This window comes from Butyrivibrio sp. AC2005 (genome assembly GCF_000424145.1).
GTDB lineage: Bacteria > Bacillota > Clostridia > Lachnospirales > Lachnospiraceae > Butyrivibrio.
The window spans coordinates 244,698-265,061 of sequence record NZ_KE384137.1; the positions used below are offsets into that span (position 1 = coordinate 244,698).

A 20,364-nucleotide genomic window follows, 5' to 3' on the forward strand; every position below is an offset into this window, starting at 1 on the left:
AATTACCCTCCATGTATCTTTTCAAATTAAAAATACATTATTATTTTATCAAAATGACGAACAATAATCTATTGTTTTATAGTATTTAACTTATTGTTTATTCTCAAAAAGATATCCTACAGGTCTTAAAAAGCCTGACATTCTCATGGGATTTTCACGTGTTCCTCTAACAAATCCCAGATACAGTTCCTCCTTAGCTCTGGTCATTGCTACATAAAGCATTCTTCGCTCTTCTTCAATCTCCTCGATTGTAATACTTTTTCTTGATGGCACAATTCCCTCATTTAAATCCGGTAATATAACTGCTTTAAATTCAAGTCCCTTGGACGCATGCATTGTCATAATGCGTACTCCTCTTTTATTTGTACATTTTTCTTTTCTCATACTCTCAAGAGTCTTTGATGTATCTTCAAGATATTCCAATAATTCATCATAATCGCGGAAAGTGGCACAAAGCTTTTCAAATTCATCAAGCTCTTCCATATGGATTATTTTTGTCTTTTCATTTCCGATATATTTTTCTTTTAAATATTTGTCATATCCAAGATAGCCACGTATATAATGGACTGCACCTTTCGGACTAAGTTTCCCCAGTAGTTTCAAATCCCGAAAGAACTTTTGGGTTGTAGTTGTCATTGAAAGCTTACCCTTTCTCTGATAGTACCCGACAATATCTTTCTCACTGATTGTCTCGTTTTTACAGCATTCTCTGCATATATATCTGACAGGCTTGTTCATTATTCTTATAAAATCACTTCTCTTTTGCCCGTTTTTTGCAAAGGACATATATGCAAGAATATCCATTATCACAGGTTTTTCATGAAGTGCAGTTATCCTTTCTTTATAAAAGCACGGAATATTTGCATCTGTAAGAATCTTTGCAATACCTGTTGCCTCTGTATTGGTTCTTACTATCACAGCAATGTCTGATAAGCTTATCCTTTTATTAAGCTCACCTATCTTTTTTATTATACCTGCATATTCCTCTGTTCTGTCAGTATAGGAGGAACCTTGCAAAACACCTTTGCTTCCTGATTTTCCTGCTCTTATATCTTTTTTAAATCTTATATTATTCTCTTCTATAACCAGTTTGGAAGCATTTAAAATATCAGGTGCGCATCTGTAATTAGTATCCAGTAATATTTGTTTTGCATTATCAAAATGTTCTGTAAAGGAAAGCATAAGCTTTGGATCAGAGCCCCTAAAACCATATATAGCCTGATCATCATCCCCAACCACAAACAGATTTTTCTTATCACTAAGTAAAAGACGTACAACTTCAAATTGCATTCTGTTTATATCCTGATATTCATCAATCTGAATAAACGACAGTCTCTCCTGCCATTTTCTTCTTATATCAGGTCTCGAAACCAGATAATCTCTGCACAGAAGTACCATATCATCAAAATCTATCAGTGATTGTTCCTTTAAAATCTGACAATATTCATTGTAGATATCAGGAAATATTTCATAAAAAGGAACACCCTTGTCACAGTTTTCGGGACTTTCACCTGTATTCTTAAGCCTTGAAATCTCAGAAAGTAATAGCCTTAAGGATTCATTGTCATAGTCTTTGCCCTGCAACACATTACTGAGTATTTTGTACTTATCTTTTTCTTTTAAAATAGTACAGTTTTTGTTATCTAAAATATGATAAAAAATGGAATGGAATGTTCCGAAGAGAACCTCCGGATACAACGAATCAGTTTCTTTTATAAATCTCTGCTGCATTTCTATCGCAGCTGCCTTTGTAAAAGTTATCGTAAGAATTGAACCCGGACTAACTCCCTTCCGGATCAGATTAAGTATTCTTTGGATAATAACAAAGGTTTTTCCGCTTCCGGGACCTGCTATAACACAAGCAGGTCCTTCAAAGTGCTCAATAGCACATTTCTGAGCGGAATTACACTTTAAGCTCAAATCAGGCTTCAAGCTTTGAAATAGACTCCTTTAATCTCTTAAGAGTCTCTTCCTTTCCAATAACTTCCATTGCTTCGGTTGCACCGCAGGGAGTCATGGCTTTACCTGAAACAGCTATACGAATAGGCCATAAAACATATCCGTTTTTATACTCTTTTTCCTTGATATATTCCTGGAGTCTTGCATATAAAGCATCATTGCTATAATCATCCTGGGCTTCAAGAATAGGAAGCAGTTCCTTAAGAACTGCAAGAGACGAAGCTTCATCTGTCTTCATCTTCTTATGTTTGTAAATTGAAATGTCATAATCAGGCATTTCTTCAAAGAAATCAATCATTTCCGGAATATCGGGCCATATCTCGATTCTTGTTTTTATCATTGCTGCAATCTTGTGAAGATCGAGGTCTTTCTTAATAACCTCCTTCATGTAAGGTTCTGCAAGCTTGTAGAACTCTTCATCATCCATCTTCTTAAGATATTCACCATTCATCCATTTAAGCTTTGTATAATCAAATACAGCAGGTGATTTGTTTATACGTCTGTAGTCAAATTTCTGAACAAGCTCTTCAAGACTCATGATCTCACTGTTGTCATCCGGTGACCAGCCAAGAAGTGCAACAAAGTTTACAACCGTCTCAGCTAAAAATCCCTGTTCAACAAGATCCTCAAAAGATGAATGACCGCTTCTCTTACTTAACTTGTGATGCTCTTCATCAGTTATAAGCGGACAATGGATGTACTTCGGAACTTCCCATCCGAAAGCATCGTAAAGTCTGTTATATTTCGGAGATGATGAAATATACTCGTTTCCTCTTACAACATGTGTGATTCCCATAAGATGGTCATCCACTACATTAGCAAAGTTGTAGGTCGGATAGCCGTCTGACTTAATAAGTACCATGTCATCAAGCTCTTTATTCTCAACAGTAACATCACCGTAAAGCTCATCGTGGAAAGTAGTTGTTCCTTCTGTGGGATTATTTTGTCTGATGACAAAAGGCTTACCCTCAGCAAGATTCTTTTCTACCTCTTCCTTCGAAAGGTGGAGACAATGCTTATCATAAACGCTTATCTCTTTTTTACCGCCGTTTCCATCATCAATTTCCTGAACAAGAGTAGCAAGTCTTTGCTCGTCACAGAAGCAGTAATATGCTTCTCCTTTATCAATGAGCTTCTTGGCATACTCCATATATATACCGGATTTCTGTCTTTCACTCTGAACGTAGGGACCTACTCCACCATCCTTATCGGGGCCTTCATCATGTATAAGTCCTGTCTTTTCAAGCGTTCTGTAAATGATTTCAGTCGCACCCTCAACATAGCGCTCCTGATCAGTATCCTCAATTCTGAGGATAAAATCACCGCCCTCGTGCTTGGAAATAAGATAAGCATAAAGTGCGGTTCTTAAGTTTCCTACATGCATTCTTCCTGTCGGACTTGGTGCATAACGGGTTCTGATTTTCTGTGTCATATCTCTCCTTTTACATAACCTCCGGATATTCTTTTTTCTCAAATTCAACGATTATTCCCGAAGCTACGTTGCGGCATAATGCAATTTGTTTTTTCTCAACCTGTATAATGAGACCGCCGCGTTCTTTTTTATTGATAACCTTTACATGAGATCCATATCTGATACCTATGGATTTTAGTCTTTTAGAATAGACCTGCTGTTCGACATTCAGCTCCTTAACGAGATAAACGCCGTTCTTCTCCCCATCTGTAAGTGTCATACAACTACCTCATAAAAATATATACTACATATGGCAGATTGCAATACAATCATATATCAAATTGTATTCGTGACATTCTAAAAATCTGCGCATGCTTTGAAATTATATAACACCTTATACCAAATGAAAAGAGCACCGCTTTAATTCGCTAAAGCCAATTAAATATATTAGCTCTTTAATTTGAATTATTCAACGATTTCTTTATAACATTCCGGGCGTCTGTCTCTGAAAAGCCCCCAGGAAAGTCTGTTTTGTCTTATTTCATGAAAATCATAAACAGCCATTATGATTTCTTCCGAATTATCTCCTGCCTGCCTAAGGATATCACCGGTTTCGTCTGTCATGAAGCTATGACCGTAAAATTTTAGTGATGAAAGCTGACCACCGTTTTCTTCTGCAGGAACAACATTCTCAGTTCCGATACGATTAGCTGCAACCACAGGAATTATATTAGCGGCAGAATGTCCCTGCATAGTTCTCTGCCAATGACCTGAGCTGTCTACGTTAAGAATGGGTTCAGAACCGATGGCTGTAGGATATAGAATAATATCTGCCCCCTGAAGTGCAAGGCATCTTGCTGTCTCAGGGAACCACTGATCCCAGCATATGCCGACGCCAACCCGGCCATAAGCAGTCTCAAAAACGCGGAATCCGGAATCTCCAGGTGTAAAATAGAATTTTTCCTGATAGTAATGATCATCCGGAATATGAGTTTTTCTGTATACTCCAAGTATATCGCCATCAGCATCTATCATGGCTACGGAATTGTATAATACATTGCCTTCTCTCTCATAAAAACTGATAGGCATCACTACAGAAAGCTCTCTGCAAACATCCCTAAAATGCTGAACTGCCATATTTTTAGAAGCAGGCGTAGCATAATCATAGTAATCATATCTTCTTTCCTGGCAAAAATACTGTCTTTCAAACAGCTCTGAAAGAAGAATAATCTGCGCTCCCTGAGAAGCTGCCTTTCTTACAAGCTTATCAGCTTTCTTTATATTCGCCCTCACAAGTTCGTAATCCGACATTTCGGGATTTTTATAAGCTTCCTTACCACATGCAAACTGTATTGCTGCAACTGTTGTTGATGTATTGTCCTTATACATTTTTTTGCCTCACTTAATATATCTCACTTAATATATTTGTTTTAAATTATTCAAAACAAATAACCTTGCGCCTCATATTACTGATATCAGCAGGTATCTGCTGGGTTATACAATGTATATTTCCACCGCCTAAAAGTATCGCTCTCGCATCAATAGGAATAACTGTACGGTTTTTACATATCCCGGAAAGTATATTTACGGCACGCTCATCACTTTCCTTATTATCACCCCCAAAGGCAGGAAAAAGCACTTCTGTATTGGTAAAATAAAAGTTTACATAGCTTGCGGCCAGTCTTTCACCTACTTCGCGCTCATCTTCGCCCTCTTCAAAGATATAATTATCTATATCCTCTTTATTGCAGCAAACAGGATTATCAGGTATCGGAAGCTTATGAATTTTAAGCCTTCTGTTCCGTGCATCAGTTACCGTTTCAAGATATTCATAATCTCTTAACGACATTTCATATTGAGGGTCATCTTTGTTGTCAGTCCATGCCAGAACCACTTCTCCGGGAGCAATAAAAGCACATACATTATCAACATGCTCATTGGTTTCATCATTATAGATTCCGCAAGGTAGCCATAGAACTTTTTCTGCTCCAAGATATTCTTTAAGTTTTTCTTCAATTTCAGATTTTGAAAGCCCCGGATTGCGTCCTTTGCTTAAAAGACAGCTCTCGGTAACCATTATTGTGCCTTCACCATCGGAGTGAATTGATCCTCCCTCTAAAACAAAAGGATGCGCATCATATTTATTTACATTAAGAACACTGCAGAATTCAGAGGCAATTTTATCATCCTTATCCCAGCTGCTGTATAATCCGTCATATTCTCCGCCCCAGGCATTAAACTCCCAGTCTATACCGCGAATATCTCCATTTTCATTTCTTACAAAGGTCGGACCTACATCTCTTGCCCAGGAATCGTCGGAATCCATTTCAATAATATTTATTTTTTCAAATTCCGGAACATTTTCCTTGATGAAAGCCCTGGCATTCTCCATATCCTTTTGAGCTACCAGAATATACAGCTTTTCACTTTTTATTATCTCTTTAAAAATACTGCAAAAGGCTTTCTGGGCTTCTGTCGGATTCTTGCCCCAGCTTCCAGGTCTTGTGGGCCAGATCATAAGAGTACCGTCATGTAAATCATATTCAGCAGGCATGCTATAGCCATCAATTTTAGGATTACCACTTAAGTATCCGTTCATACTTGCATTTCTCCATATATAAAAAGCGCAAAGTGCTTTGGAACAAAACCGATTATGCCCTTGCTGGCGAGGTTTTGGAACAATACACTTTGCGCCCGGTTGTCCTATTTCTATTTAAAATTATTTTGTACCGAAAATACGGTCTCCGGCATCTCCAAGTCCGGGGACAATGTACTTATGATCATTTAGCTGATCATCTATATGCGCACATATAATCGGAACATCGGGATGCTCTGTTGTAACTTTCTCAAGTCCCTCAGGGGCAGCTATAAGACAAATAAATCTTATCTTCTTAACTCCCTTGTTTTTGAAAAGCTCAATAGCGTCGCATGCAGAGCCACCGGTTGCAAGCATTGGATCCAGAATAATAACTTCTCTGTCTCCGATATCCTCAGGAGCCTTGAAAAAATAATTTACGGGCTCGTATGTATGCTTATCTCTATACATTCCAACATGTGCAATCTTTGCATTGGGAATAACATTAAGCACACCGTCAAGCATACCCATACCTGCTCTCATAATAGGAGCAAACGCATAATTATCCTCGTTAAGTCTGCCCATTTTTATTGTCTTAATAGGTGTCTCAACTGTAGTCTCCTCGAGCTCTACATCACGCATAGCCTCATAGATAAGATATGCGCCGATCTCGCTTACAAGCTCTCTGAAAAGCTTTGTACCTGTATGCTTGTCTCTTAAGATGGAAAGCTTATGTTCAATAAGCGGATGATCTATAGCAGTAACATTTTTCATATTCTTCTACCTCCGAATTTACTGTGAAAATAATATCATATATTGATAAAGGACGCTACTATAGTTAAAAAATCATTTTACAGTCGCATTTTGAAGTCTTCATATCCAAATTGTTTTAGAACGTCCGCATTTTCATCTTCGTGGAGAATGGCAATATCAGGTAAGGGCATACCGTTGAAAGTATTGTTCTTGACCATACTGTAAATTGCCATATCCTGAAATGTAAGTCGTTCCCCAATTTTTATTTCGTGGTCAAAGCTGTAGTCGCCTATTACATCGCCTGCAAGGCATGTACGTGAAGACAGTCTGTAAGTATATTGCATTTCCTCAGCTTCGCCGCTGTCTTTGAGCGGTGGTCTGTATGGCATTTCAAGAACGTCGGGCATGTGGCAGGCAGCAGATGTATCAAGAATAAGCACCGGATATTTATCGGTTTTTACTATATCCATCACTGTAGTAACAAGATAACCGGCATCAAGGGCAATGGCTTCACCCGGTTCCAGATATACTTCAATACAATATTTCTCCTTTATATACTTAATCAGATCAATAAGACCGTCTCTGTTATAATCAGGTTTTGTGATATGGTGTCCTCCACCAAGATTAAGCCATTTTATTTCTGATAAATATTTACCAAAACTCTTTTCGAAAGCTGTAAATGTATTTTTCAAAGGTTCAAATCCCTGTTCGCAAAGAGTGTGAAAATGAAGACCTTCAACACCTTTGGGGAGTTCTTCCGGAAGGTCACATTTTCTTATGCCAAGTCTTGATCCCGGAGCACACGGATCATATATTTCATGTCCATCCTGAGTCGAGAACTCCGGATTTATGCGAAGTCCAACCGATAATCCGTTTCTGATTTCAGGATTGTTATTTGTGCCCTTTTCAGAGATTGCTTTTTCCCATACACTGCGATGAAATTCAAGCTGGTTTAGCGAATTGAAAACCAGATGATCAGCAATGTCACATATTTCCTTCATCTCCTCTGCGCCAAAGGCAGGCTCAAACACATGAATCTCAGGGAACATATTCCTTGGCCCATCAGGATAAAATTCTTCAAATGCAAGCTTTGCTTCAAAAAGACCGGAGGATGTCGTTCCTGAAAGATATTCAGCAATTAAAGTATATGTGCTGTATGCTGAAAATGCCTTTTGAGCAAGAAGTATTTTTGCCCCGGATTTATCCTGAACTTCTTTTAATATTTTGCAGTTTTCACGAAGTATCACCTCGTCTATAACGTATACTGGTGTCTTTAATTCATCTATTTTCATTTAAAACCCTCATCATAGTCTTATTAAATCCTTAACTACTTCGCTTGCAATGACAAGTCCGCAGGCAGCAGGTGTAAAAGCTGTGCTGCCGGGGGTGCTTCTTCTTGAAGAACCTGATGCTTTAAGTTCTTCTGCATCCTTTTGCCGCATTTCTACCTTAATAGGTTCTTCATCAGAATACACAACCTTCAAATGTTTTATATCTCTCTTTTTCAGTTCGCGCCTCATGACTCTGCAGAGAGGATCAACACTCGTTTTATAGATATCCGTGACCTTAAATCTTGAAGGATCAAGCTTATTGCCTGCTCCCATGGCACTAATAACCGGTGTATCCGTTTCTTTCGCCTGCATTATTATTTCAAGCTTTGCTGTAACAGTATCCACAGCGTCAACTACATAATCATATTTATTAAAATCAAACTCCGAAGCATTTTCAGGCAGGAAAAAGCAGTTATGAATATTTACTTTAACATCGGGGTTAATTGAAAGCATACGCTCTTTCATAACCTCAGTTTTATATTTGCCAATTGTTGATCTTGTTGCAATAATCTGTCTGTTCAGATTACTTTCTGCCACAGTGTCGCTGTCTATAAGGTCAAATTCACCAATACCGCTTCTGACAAGTGCCTCACAGACATATCCTCCAACGCCTCCTATGCCAAAAACCGCTATATGACAGCAACTCAGCCTCTGCACAGCTTCTGTTCCAAGTAATAACTCTGTTCTGGAAAACATCTCTTTCATAATTTTTCCCTTTAGCAATAAATTTATTTTTCTTTAATGAAATTGTAACTCTTTTTTATTGGATATTAGGTAATTTTGTTGTAATAATATTTTATAGGAGATTTATATTACATAAAACATATATTTTTGTCTATATAAAAGATTGGAGTTACCATGCGCAAACGAATTCTTATAGCAGACGATACAACATTTATGCGTGAAATGCTTAAATCCTCACTGGACAGGGAAAAATATGAAATCATAGGTGAAGCCAAAACTGGTAAGGAGGCCGTTGAACAGTACAAGGCAAAAAAACCGGACCTTCTTATTTTGGATATTAATATGCCTGAAATGAATGGTATTGATGCTCTTACTCAGGTTATGGAGTTTGATCCCGATGCCAATGTTATTATGTGCTCAGATCAGAAACAGGAGCCTATGATTGTTCTCGCCCTAAAGAAAGGTGCAAAGGATTTTGTTGTTAAACCTTTTATGGCCAGTGATGTACTACGCGCACTAAGCAAGATTTTCAAAGAAGATTAAGCTGTGTAAATTTGCCTTTCATGCACGGATCTGTGCATATAAAATAAAAATCAGAGCAAGCTTTCTGTTCAGAAGCCTGCCCTGATTTTTATTTTATTATGCTCTTTTAGATTTCATATCTGTTTTATTTTTATACATTCTCTCATCAGCCAGCAGATATATGTTATTAAAATCAGTATCATCCGCTTCATGTCTAAAGGCATAACCGAATGCAGCACTTCTTTCATAAACGGGGTCCTTAAGATTTAATTTTTCAAGTTCAAAATTTATACGTCTTATAATTTCATCTGCAAGCGTAATGTTTTCATCTGTAAGAACAGCGACAAATTCATCCCCGCCTATTCTTGCAACGAATCCTTTTTCCGAAAAGCATTCATCCAATATACTGCTGAACTCGCCAAGGTACTTATCTCCCATCAGGTGACCCTGTCCATCATTTATAGTCTTTAGTCCATTAAGATCGATACTTATTATACAATAATCCTTGTCCTGTAATGTCATATCCTTTAAGTATTTTTCATACATTGATCTGTTTGATATACCTGTCAATCCATCAGCATAAGCCAGATGAGCAAGGGATTCATTCTCTTTTTTTCTCGCGTAAGACTCAGAAATATAAATATGATAATTAACAAGAGTTGCAAATACCATACACATGGTACCTATAGGTACAGCAACCTTAGAAAGCATTATCTGTTCTGAAATCCCCATCACTTCAGAATAATAAAATATGACATTAAAAATAAATGAAACTGAAATTGCAGCCTGTCCCACAAGCTGATTGGTTGCAGATGGAGATATACGTTTATTTTTCGAATCTTTAACAAGCATTATGACCATGAAAAGAAACAGAATAAAAGCATCAAGCTGGTACACCATGAGCATCTGATTCATATGTATACCGCCAAGGTAATGAATTGCAATAGGCAAAACAGCTATTATGGAACCTGTTATCGAAAAACACAGAAAGACTTTATTTTTCAGATAATTCTGCATGCTCCCCATCACCATATACATTATAGGAACGATCAAATATAACGAAATGTATTCTATTTCTGTCTGGTGGCCGTATGTATTAACAAACAGGTCAAGAAGCTTAAACTGCGATAGAAACCATATTCCAAGCATGATAAACAAAATTGCAGAGTACATTTGCATATTCATTTCTGAAATACTGCTTCTAAAGCCGATAGCTATAGCCAAAAACATAATTCCAAATATTATAAGAAATGCAGATATCATAAAAATATAAAAGTCATTATACGAAAGATATAATATAACATCTGTGTATTCGCCTATTACAACAGGTTCATAGTAGCTATATGCACCATCCTCAGAAACCAGTATTTCAATTTTAACAAATGCATTTTCTTCAACATTTGGGAGATTTATATAATGATTATCACAGCCTATAAACCTTCCTTTTTCAAAGGTATCAAAATCCTTAGAAGCAATTATTTTATCGTTACAGCTAACCTTAAATGCACTGAATCTGGTTTCAAACATCATAATTGGGCTGCTGTAATCTGATAGCTCTATATTCTTATGAACCAGAATTATCCTGTCTCCTTTTTTTGTCCCATTGCCGATAAGCCCTCGCAACGCAGAGAGCTTAACATCTTTGTATTCAGTTTCGTTATACAGCACATCCCATCCTTCGTTTAATATATTTATTTTACTGATAGCCTTGGGCTTTATAACCAAATGTATCATAATCAGTAATACAATAAAGGATATGAATGCAGCAGAAAGAAAAAGGATTCTTCTACGCATGATGTTTCTCCTTCATCTCATACATTCGGGAATCTGCAAGATAAAAAACCGATTCAAAATTTCCATCATCCACTTCATAGCTGTAAGCGTATCCTGCTGATGCGGATAATGTAAAAATATCATTTTCCTTATTAAATTCGTTCATATTTTCTTTAAGCATTCGAATCGATTTATCACATACATACGCATCAGGTTTTTCATAGACAACGAGAAACTCATCACCGCCCATTCTGCCTATCAAAGAAGCTCCTTCGAAGGATTTTCTGAGAATATCAGCAAAGGCTTTTATCATTTTGTCACCCTCAATATGACCGTAGGTGTCATTTACATATTTTAATCTGTCCAGATCAAGGCTTACCAAAGCATATGGCACATCAAGAGAAACCATGTGTTGCGTGGTTTTAGCCCTATTCATAAGTCCTGTCAGTGCATCAGTATATGCCAGTCCCTCAAGATGCTTTTTTAGATTATTATCATTCATATGCTCTATTCCATTTAGAAAGTAATAAATAAAAAGACATATAATAAAATACAGCATTCCGAAAGTTAAAAAATTAATATTCATAAACATATTTGCACGTTCATAGCTTTCATGAAATCGTGTAAAGTTAAACTTTATGATCTCTGCAAAAGCAAATGCAATCATAATAATAAATCCTAAAAGAAGGTATTTATCAGAATTAATTCCGGTATAGGTATCCGATTGCCGTCTTTCTTTATCCTTTTTATACAAATCCGATAGTAATGGTGGCAATATAATAATAATTTCTATGATACTAATAAGTTGAATAGGAATTACAAATGACGCAATATGAGAAACTTTAAAAAGATGTATTAATCTGAAAGAAACAGGCAGAATAATATTTGTCACCAAAATAATGAGCTGTCGTATCCTGGCAGTATTTGGATGAGTTGTAAATAACAAAATACTTATAGACAAAGGTATTAAGTATAAAGAAACATATTCCATAATTGAGAAGAAATAATCCTTATCACTTACAAAACAAAAAATATCGTTGTAGGCATAGGTATAAATTCCGAGAAGCAGTGACAACGCGGAATTAAAAAACAATGACATTCCTTCCCTTTTATACAGAAAAAGAAAAAGTCCTAATGAAAAAAGCATACATGCATAAATAATAAAGAAAGCTCCAATAAAAATTGACAATCTGTGGTATTCCAAAAAGTTTCTTACCAGTTCATGTTTTTCTCCGTAATATACCGGATATAAACCATGTATATTATTATTTGCAATAGTATATGAAATCTTCAGATTATGTGTCACAGATGGATCATTAATATATATAAAATTATATTTTTTTGGAATAAATAATCCTTTATTAAACAAATCTACGCCATATGAATAAACCTGTTCTCCGTCAATAAACACTTCAACTGCAGATAAACTGCTTTTGAACATAACGGCAGAATTTATTTCTTTACTTATGGGAATTGTGTGCGAGATACTTATTACTTCACCTTTTTTCGTGTGGGTAAGGCTATACTCGGAAAGAGTAACGTTTTCAGATACCTTACCCTCACGATTAACAGACCAGCCTGAAGATAGCTGGCAAAAGTCAGGTGATTTTTCTGAAGTTAAAATGCTACTTCCAAAAGCTATAAGTATAAAAGTAACAAAAATCAAAAGTATTGGAAGCGAAGGAAACTTTCTTTTTAATGACTTAGCATTCACATATTTCATTGCAATCCAATTTCCATTTTTTAATCAATAAGTGTAGGATTCTCCTCTACCACCCAGGGAAGTCCATACTCATTAAGCATTTCCATATAAGGATCGGGATCAAACTCATCTGTAGTAAATACACCGGGCTTTTTCCACTGACCTGTTACAACAAGAGCTGTACCGATCATTGCAGGCACGCCTGTTGTATAGCTAATTGCCTGACTTCCAAGTTCTTTATAGCATTCCTGGTGATCACATACATTATAGATATAAATTGTTCTCTCCTTGCCGTCCTTAATTCCGCGGAAAATACAGCCTATATTAGTCTTGCCGACAGTTCTGGGCCCAAGGCTTGCAGGGTCAGGAAGCAGTGCTTTCAGGAACTGGATAGGAACTATCTCACGTCCCTCAAACATAACAGGACTTGTTGAAAGCATACCAACATCCTCGAGGCATCTCATATGATCAAGATAGCTCTGTCCAAAGGTCATAAAGAAACGAATTCTCTTAACCTCGGGGAAGTTTCTTCCAAGAGCTTCAATTTCCTCATGATGAAGAAGATACATATCCTTCTTGCCAACCTGTGCAAAATCGTATTCTCTCTTTATCTCCATAGGCTTTGTTTCAACCCAATGACCATCTTCCCAATAGCTTCCGTTAGCAGAAACCTCACGAAGGTTAATCTCAGGATTGAAGTTTGTAGCAAATGCATAGCCATGGTCGCCGCCATTGCAATCCATTATATCTATGTAGTGTATCTCATCAAAATAATGTTTCTTAGCGTATGCAGTAAACACTGAAGTTACTCCGGGGTCAAAACCGGTTCCCAAAAGAGCTGTAAGTCCGGCTTCCTTGAATTTATCAAAATAAGCCCACTGCCAGCTGTAATCAAAATATGCTGTGAAGCCCTTTTCCTTGCAGCGTTTCTCGTAAATCTTTCTCCACTCCGGATTATCAGTATCTTCAGGCTCGTAGTTCGCTGTATCTATATAGTCAACCTTGCACTCAAGACATGCATCCATAATTGTGAGATCCTGATAAGGAAGCGCAACATTAAGAACTGCATCGGGTTTGTAATTATTTATTACTCTCTTGATATCCTCAACATCATCAGCATTAACTGTATCAGTAGTGATTTTTACAGGTGTTCCCGCTTTCTCAAGCTTTTCCTTAAGTGCATCACACTTTGAAACTGTACGTGATGCAATACACATCTCTGTAAAAACCTTGCTGTTCTGTGTGCACTTTTGAATTGCTACCTGGGCTACGCCGCCGCAGCCTATTATTAGTAATCTACTCATTTTTATCCTCCTAATTATCTCGACATCGCTTCTTCTTCCTGCAACAAATCCTCAACATACTTGGGAAGCATGAAAGCTCCCTTATGAAGATGAGTTGTATAATACCAGGTCTTAATGTTCCTCTCATCCCATCTGTCGGGATTAAAATCCTTTAAGGGATGATATTTTTTACTTGCAAAGCCAAATAACCAGTATCCTGCAGGACATGTAGGGATGTGTGCCTGATAAACCCTGTTTATGGGAAATACTCTGTAGGCTTTTCTATGCATGGCTCTGCAGCTTTCCTCGTCCTCGTCATAAAAAGGACTTCCGTGCTGATAAACCATGATTCCGTCATCATGAAGTGCTTTATAGCAGCTTCCATAAAATTCCTTTGTAAACAAACCTGCTTCATGACCAAGAGGTTCTGTAACATCATTGATGATCAAATCATACATGTCATCACATTTTCTCAAAAATTTAAGACCGTCCTGGTAATATATGTGAACTCTGTCATCATCAAGTCCGCAAGCGTTATCAGGGAAGTACTGCTTGCATACCTCCACAAACATGCTGTCCGGCTCAACTACATCAATTACTTTAATCTCATCATAGTGGCTAAGCTCTCTGGCAACACCGCCATCACCTCCACCAAGAACAAGAACTCTCTGAACCTTAGGATGTACAGCCATGGGTACATGAACTATCATCTCATCGTAAGTAAACTCGTCTTTTTCAGAAAAAATAATATTACCATCGGATGCAAGAAATTTTCCAAATTCAGGAGAATCAAAAACGTCTATTCTCTGAAATTCGCTTGATCCTGAGAACAACTGCTTGCTGAGTCTTATGTTAATTTTTACATTATTGGTGTGCATTTCACCAAACCAATAGTCCATCTGGGGCATACAAAACCTCCTGTAATATTAGGATTCCAAACAGAACCTCTATGAGAGATTACTATTTTAATACCTGAAGCTCAGATATATCCTCACTCTCGGGCCCCTGCATAGAGCAGCCCTTTTCCATAGCGGTGAGTATATAATCAAGTATCTCCTCTGTCACCACCTCACCGGGAGAAATAATCGGTATTCCCGGCGGATAACACATAACAGATTCAGCACTTATTCTTCCTATAGTCTGTCTTATGGGAAGTGACTCCTTCTCAGCATAAAAAGCTTCCTGAGGAGTAGCCTTAACGATAGGCGTCACATATTCAGCAGAGAAAAAGCTCTGCTCAGGTTTTGAGTAGAGTCTTCTGATATCAGCAAGAGCTCCTGCCAGTCGCTCGATATCCTGCAGTCTGTCGCCGATAGAAATATACGCCATTACGTTAGATAAATCACCAAATTCCATCTGAATATCATATTCATCGCGAAGAAGATCATACACTTCAATTCCTGTAAGACCAACACCTCTTGTATTTACAACAAGCTTTGTCTCATCGAAATCATAGATACTTCCGCCATTGATGAGTTCGTGTCCGTAGGCATAATATCCGGGTATTTCATTTATTTCTTCTCTTGCATATTTAGCCATTCCTGTAACCTTTTCAAAGCTGTCATGACCATGAAGTGCAAGGTTTCTTCTCGAAATATCAAGGCTTGCTATCAAAAGATAGCTTGCGCTGGTAGTCTGGGTCAGATTAACTATTCTGCTTATATATCCTATATTAGCATTTTTTCCGCAAAGAAGGATTGAACTCTGTGTCAGACTTCCTCCGGATTTATGCATACTTATAGCGGCCATATCAGCCCCTGCCTTCATTCCGCAAAGAGGAAGATTGGGACCAAAGTACAAGTGAGTACCATGAGCTTCGTCTACAAGAGCTTTCATTCCATTTGCATGGGCAAGATCAACAATTGCCTGAAGATTGGAACAAATACCATAATAAGAAGGATTATTAATTAAAATAGCCTTTGCATCAGGATTCTCTTTTACCGCTTTTTCAACATCCGAAATTTCCATTCCAAGCGGTATTCCAAGCTTGGTATCAACCTTGGGATCAATGTATACGGGAACAGCGCCACATAAAATAAGAGCATTAATTGCACTTTTATGTACATTCCTGGGCATAATTATCTTCTCGCCGTGTTTGACTGAAGACAAAACCATAGCCTGAACAGCACTGGTTGTTCCATTTACCATTAAAAATGCATGCTCAGCACCAAATGCTTCGGCAGTAAGTTCCTCTGCATCCTTAATAACAGAAACAGGGTGACATAAATTATCCAGAGGCTTCATGGAATTCACATCTATGCCGACACATTGCTCACCAAGAAATCGAACTAACTCGGCATTACCACGGCCTCTCTTATGTCCGGGCACGTCAAAGGGCACCACTCTCTGTTTTCTAAATCTTTCAAGCGCTTCATAAACAGGCGCTTTTCTCTGACGATCCAGATTCAATTACTTATCCTCCCAAAACTATATATACTATAATTTTATAAAAATATAGCTGCAATGAAAAGGGCAATATGCCAATTGGCATACTGCCCTTAATAATCTTTTTCAATAGGCAAAATAATCTTAACATTAATAAGTATAAAGTCAAGGTATTATCTGCGTTATAAAGTTTTTTAAGAATTAATTTAAGTATGGAAAATATACTCTAAATTGTATGGATAAATAATCCACTAAGTAGCTTAGGCTCAAACCATGTTGACTTGGGAGGCATAAGTCTTCCGGCATCCGCAACCGCAAACAATTCATGTATATCTGTAGGATACATGGCAAAGGCTAAAACACAGTCTGTGCTGCATCTTTTTTCAAGCTCTTCCAATCCACGTATTCCTCCGACAAAATCAATTCTCGGATCATTTTTCGGATCGCTTATATTAAGAAGAGGTGTAAGTACATTATTCTGAAGTATGCTAACATCAAGTCCGTCTACTGAATCAGAACTTTTGATATTATCATGTGCATTCATTCTGTACCATTTACCTTCAAGCAGCATTCCGATTTCATATTTCATTGAAGGCTTTACAGCTGAACTTTCTTCCTTTATATCAAAGATATCGGCGAGCTTATTTTTAAACTCCTCAGCACTCATTCCGTTCAAATCCTTGATTACGCGGTTATAGTCCATGATCATGAGTTCACTGTCAGGAAATAAAACAGATAAGAAGAAATCATAATCCTTATTTCCATTCGCATCAGGATCAGCCTCTCTTCTCTTTTTTGCAACCTTAACTGCGGAAGCACATCTGTGATGTCCATCAGCAATATATATAGCATCCATTTTCTTAAAAGCTTCTGATATTATTTCAATTTCATCATCATTATCTATTATAAAAATCCTGCTCTTTATGCCTTCCTTAGTCACAAAATCATAAACAGGCTTATCCTCTGCCTTAACTCTGTTCATGACCTTCCTTATGGACTCGTTTTCCCTGTAACATAGGAAAATCGGACCGGTCTGAGCATCACAGGAATCGACATGATGAATTCGATCAGCTTCTTTTTTAGCAAGTGTATTTTCGTGTTTCTTGATGATGTTATTATCATAGTCATCAACTGAACTACATGCCACAATTCCTGTCTGTACTCTTCCGTTCATAGTCTGCTCATAAAGGTAATAGCAAGGCTTATCCTCATGAACAAATACACCATTTTTTATCTTATCCCAAAGCATATCATGAGCTTTTTGATATACTTCTTCGGCATACATATCATAATCTTCGGGAAACTGAGTCTCCGGTCTGTCAATTGCAAGGAAAGACAAAGGTTCACGGGATACTTCTGCTCTGGCTTCCTCACGGTTATATACATCATAAGGAAGTGCTGCAACTTTATCTACAATGTCCTCTCTTGGTCTGTATGCTGCAAAAGCTCTTATATCTGCCATTTTTTATGTCTTTCCTTTCAAGTGATTTAAGTTATTATACGTCTTTTCTTACAACACGCACTCTGATAACATTATCGATTTTGTTAAGCTTTTCTGTAATGTCATCTGTTATAGCGCTTTCAACGTCAATGATAGTGTAAGCAAAATCTCCTCTTGACTTATTTGTCATGTTGGAAATGTTGTAGCCCTCATTACCAAGAAGCTGTGAAAACTGACCTATCATACCCGCTACGTTCTTATGGATAATAGCAAAACGGGGACCTGTGCAAATACCCTGTTCGCAACGGGGCATATTTACTGAGTTGACAATATTACCGTTTTCAAGATAATCCTTCATCTGAAGAACTGCTTTAACTGCACAGTTATCTTCTGACTCCTCAGTAGAAGCTCCAAGGTGAGGGATTACGATACATCCGTCATGACCGGCAGTAACTGTATTCGGGAAATCAGTTACATATTTTCTGATTTTACCTGAGTTGATACCTGAAAGTACATCTGCTTCATTGCAAAGAATATCTCTTGCAAGGTTGATAAGAATTACGCCCTTCTTCATTTTTGCAATAGCTTCTGCATTAACCATTCCCTTTGTGTTATCAAGTGCAGGTACATGAATTGTGATAATATCACACTTTGAATAAATATCATCTACATTGGTAACGTGTTTAACATCAGATGAAAGACTCCATGCAGCATCCACAGAAAGATAAGGATCATATCCGAAAACTTCCATACCAAGATTTCTTGCTGCATTTGCAACTCTAACACCGATTGCGCCAAGGCCAATAATTCCAAGCTTTTTACCTGCAATTTCTGTTCCTGCAAACTTCTTCTTTGTCTTCTCAGTGAGCTTTGCAATCTCAGGATCTCCGGCATTGGCACTAACCCACTGAACGCCACCGATAATGTCACGGGAAGCGATAAGCATAGCTGCAATAACCATCTCCTTAACACCATTGGCATTTGCTCCGGGTGTATTGAAAACTACGATACCTTCCTCAGCACATCTGTCGATGGGAATATTGTTTACACCTGCACCGGCTCTTGCAATAGCAACGAGATTATCTGAAAATTCCATCTCATTCATGTTTGCACTTCTGACAAGAACGCCATCTGCATCATCAATATTATCAACTGCTTCGTACTGATCTGTAAAATTGTTAAGACCAACCTTTGCTATGGGGTTTAAACATTTATATTTAAACATTTATCTGCTCCTTTTCTTATGCATTTGCTTTTTCAAATGTTTCCATGAAGTCTACAAGCTTCTGTACACCTTCCTTAGGCATGGCATTGTAGATACTTGCGCGCATACCGCCAACAGTTCTGTGACCCTTAAGGCTTACAAGACCATTTGCTGTTGCTTCTGAGATAAACTTGGCATTGAGATCTTCGCTGTCTGTGATAAAAGGTACATTCATAAGTGATCTGTCCTCAGGTCTTACTGTTCCCTTAAACATCTTGCTGTTATCAAGGAAATCATAAAGGATTGCTGCCTTTTCCTCGTTTCTCTTTTTCATTTCCTCAAGTCCCCCCTGAGCCTTCAGCCATTTGAATACAAGACCGCACATATAAATAGCCCAGCAGTTAGGTGTGTTGTAAAGAGAACCATTGTCAGCCTGAGTCTTCCACTTAAGCATTGTAGGAACAAAATCAGGAACATCATCTCTGATAAGATCCTCTCTGATTATGCTGATAACAAGACCTGCAGGTCCTACATTCTTCTGAACTCCGCCGTAGATTACGCCGTAATCATTTACGTTTACAGGTTCAGACAGGAAGCATGATGAAACATCAGAAACAAGAATATGTCCTTTTGTGTTAGGAAGCTTTTTGAACTTAGTACCATAAATTGTATTATTCTCGCAGATGTATACATAATCGGCATCTTCAGGAATAGCCAGGTCGGAGCAATCCGGAATATATGAAAATGTCTTGTCGGCACTGGATGCCACTTCAATAGCCTCGCCATATTTCTTAGCTTCAGCCATAGCTTTTTTAGCCCACTGACCTGTAACAATATATGCAGCCTTCTTATTTTGCATAAGGTTCATAGGAACAGCTGCAAACTGCTGGCTGGCACCACCCTGAAGGAACAATACCTTGTAATTATCGGGAATATTCATAAGATCCCTGATATCCTGTTCAGCTGTCTGAATAACCTGATCAAAAGTCTTGGATCTGTGGCTCATCTCATTTATAGACATACCACATCCATTGTAATCAAGCATTTCTGCCGCAGCCTGCTTCAAAACCTCTTCCGGAAGTACTGCCGGACCAGCACTAAAATTATAAACTCTTGACACCTCTTTTTCCTCCTGTACACCATTTCTATTTTTTGTTTTTTTATTTTATGATTTCTCTAAATTTATTTTTATTCTAACCACAAAATATTTTTTGTCAACTGTATATTCCATAATTAATGTTATTTTAATATTTTAACCAATTTGAGTAAATAAAAAAAGTGGTGAAAAGCACCACTTTTTCTAGGTTTTAATTAAATCAAATATAAAATATGATTTTATAA

17 protein-coding genes are annotated in these 20,364 nt (G+C 37.5%); 1 reads left to right on the top strand and 16 read right to left on the bottom strand.

What is annotated here, in order from left to right; all coding sequences use genetic code 11:
* Window positions 1-90: 90 nt before the first annotated feature.
* The 8 genes from G602_RS27405 to G602_RS0118115 form a co-directional block, all read right to left on the bottom strand.
* Window positions 91-1,920 carry an ATP-dependent helicase gene (locus G602_RS27405; RefSeq protein WP_207638180.1) on the bottom strand — a complete coding sequence of 610 codons (1,830 nt, stop codon included), beginning with the start codon at window positions 1,918-1,920 and terminating at the stop codon, window positions 91-93.
* Window position 1,921: 1 nt separating this feature from the next.
* Window positions 1,922-3,391 (bottom strand): glutamate--tRNA ligase, encoded by a 1,470-nt coding sequence (gene gltX, locus G602_RS0118085; RefSeq protein ID WP_026660219.1) that lies wholly within the window; start codon window positions 3,389-3,391, stop codon window positions 1,922-1,924.
* Window positions 3,392-3,401: 10 nt separating this feature from the next.
* Window positions 3,402-3,650 carry a ferrous iron transport protein A gene (locus G602_RS0118090; RefSeq protein ID WP_026660220.1) on the bottom strand — a complete coding sequence of 83 codons (249 nt, stop codon included), beginning with the start codon at window positions 3,648-3,650 and terminating at the stop codon, window positions 3,402-3,404.
* 185 nt (window positions 3,651-3,835) lie between these two features.
* Window positions 3,836-4,759: an N-carbamoylputrescine amidase gene (aguB, locus tag G602_RS0118095; protein WP_081676068.1), complete on the bottom strand. Its 924-nt coding sequence runs from the start codon at window positions 4,757-4,759 to the stop codon at window positions 3,836-3,838.
* A gap of 46 nt (window positions 4,760-4,805) precedes the next feature.
* Window positions 4,806-5,969 (bottom strand): agmatine deiminase, encoded by a 1,164-nt coding sequence (gene aguA, locus G602_RS0118100; protein WP_026660222.1) that lies wholly within the window; start codon window positions 5,967-5,969, stop codon window positions 4,806-4,808.
* A 120-nt stretch (window positions 5,970-6,089) separates the two neighbouring features.
* Window positions 6,090-6,719 carry a uracil phosphoribosyltransferase gene (gene upp, locus G602_RS0118105; RefSeq protein WP_026660223.1) on the bottom strand — a complete coding sequence of 210 codons (630 nt, stop codon included), beginning with the start codon at window positions 6,717-6,719 and terminating at the stop codon, window positions 6,090-6,092.
* Between the two features lie 77 nt (window positions 6,720-6,796).
* Window positions 6,797-7,990, bottom strand: coding sequence for a carboxynorspermidine decarboxylase (gene nspC / locus G602_RS0118110; protein WP_026660225.1), 1,194 nt, complete (start codon window positions 7,988-7,990; stop codon window positions 6,797-6,799).
* Between the two features lie 12 nt (window positions 7,991-8,002).
* Window positions 8,003-8,734, bottom strand: a complete 732-nt coding sequence (locus G602_RS0118115) for a tRNA threonylcarbamoyladenosine dehydratase (RefSeq protein WP_026660226.1) — start codon at window positions 8,732-8,734, stop codon at window positions 8,003-8,005.
* A gap of 153 nt (window positions 8,735-8,887) precedes the next feature.
* Between G602_RS0118115 and G602_RS0118120 the strand changes: the two genes are divergently transcribed.
* Window positions 8,888-9,256: a response regulator gene (locus G602_RS0118120; RefSeq protein ID WP_026660227.1), complete on the top strand. Its 369-nt coding sequence runs from the start codon at window positions 8,888-8,890 to the stop codon at window positions 9,254-9,256.
* 96 nt (window positions 9,257-9,352) lie between these two features.
* Here the strand turns inward: G602_RS0118120 and G602_RS0118125 are convergent, their stop codons facing one another.
* The 8 genes from G602_RS0118125 to serC form a co-directional block, all read right to left on the bottom strand.
* A complete protein-coding gene (locus G602_RS0118125; protein WP_026660228.1) occupies window positions 9,353-11,029 on the bottom strand; it encodes a GGDEF domain-containing protein in 1,677 nt (558 codons plus the stop codon).
* The gene (locus tag G602_RS0118130; RefSeq protein WP_026660229.1) at window positions 11,022-12,731 is read right to left on the bottom strand and encodes a GGDEF domain-containing protein; all 1,710 of its coding nucleotides are present in this window, start codon (window positions 12,729-12,731) and stop codon (window positions 11,022-11,024) included. Before G602_RS0118130 ends, G602_RS0118125 begins: the two co-directional genes overlap by 8 nt.
* Before the next feature lie 20 nt (window positions 12,732-12,751).
* A complete protein-coding gene (locus tag G602_RS0118135) occupies window positions 12,752-14,014 on the bottom strand; it encodes a saccharopine dehydrogenase family protein (RefSeq protein WP_026660230.1) in 1,263 nt (420 codons plus the stop codon).
* Between the two features lie 14 nt (window positions 14,015-14,028).
* Window positions 14,029-14,892 carry a polyamine aminopropyltransferase gene (speE, locus tag G602_RS0118140; RefSeq protein ID WP_026660231.1) on the bottom strand — a complete coding sequence of 288 codons (864 nt, stop codon included), beginning with the start codon at window positions 14,890-14,892 and terminating at the stop codon, window positions 14,029-14,031.
* 61 nt (window positions 14,893-14,953) lie between these two features.
* Window positions 14,954-16,402 (bottom strand): aminotransferase class I/II-fold pyridoxal phosphate-dependent enzyme, encoded by a 1,449-nt coding sequence (locus G602_RS0118145; RefSeq protein ID WP_026660232.1) that lies wholly within the window; start codon window positions 16,400-16,402, stop codon window positions 14,954-14,956.
* A gap of 202 nt (window positions 16,403-16,604) precedes the next feature.
* Window positions 16,605-17,840, bottom strand: a complete 1,236-nt coding sequence (locus G602_RS0118150) for a DUF1015 domain-containing protein (RefSeq protein ID WP_026660233.1) — start codon at window positions 17,838-17,840, stop codon at window positions 16,605-16,607.
* Between the two features lie 34 nt (window positions 17,841-17,874).
* Entirely contained in the window at window positions 17,875-19,044 is a 1,170-nt protein-coding gene (locus tag G602_RS0118155) for a phosphoglycerate dehydrogenase (RefSeq protein WP_026660235.1), read from the bottom strand.
* A gap of 16 nt (window positions 19,045-19,060) precedes the next feature.
* On the bottom strand, window positions 19,061-20,143 hold the full coding sequence (gene serC / locus G602_RS0118160; protein WP_026660236.1) for a 3-phosphoserine/phosphohydroxythreonine transaminase: 1,083 nt from the start codon (window positions 20,141-20,143) through the stop codon (window positions 19,061-19,063).
* Window positions 20,144-20,364: the final 221 nt, after the last annotated feature.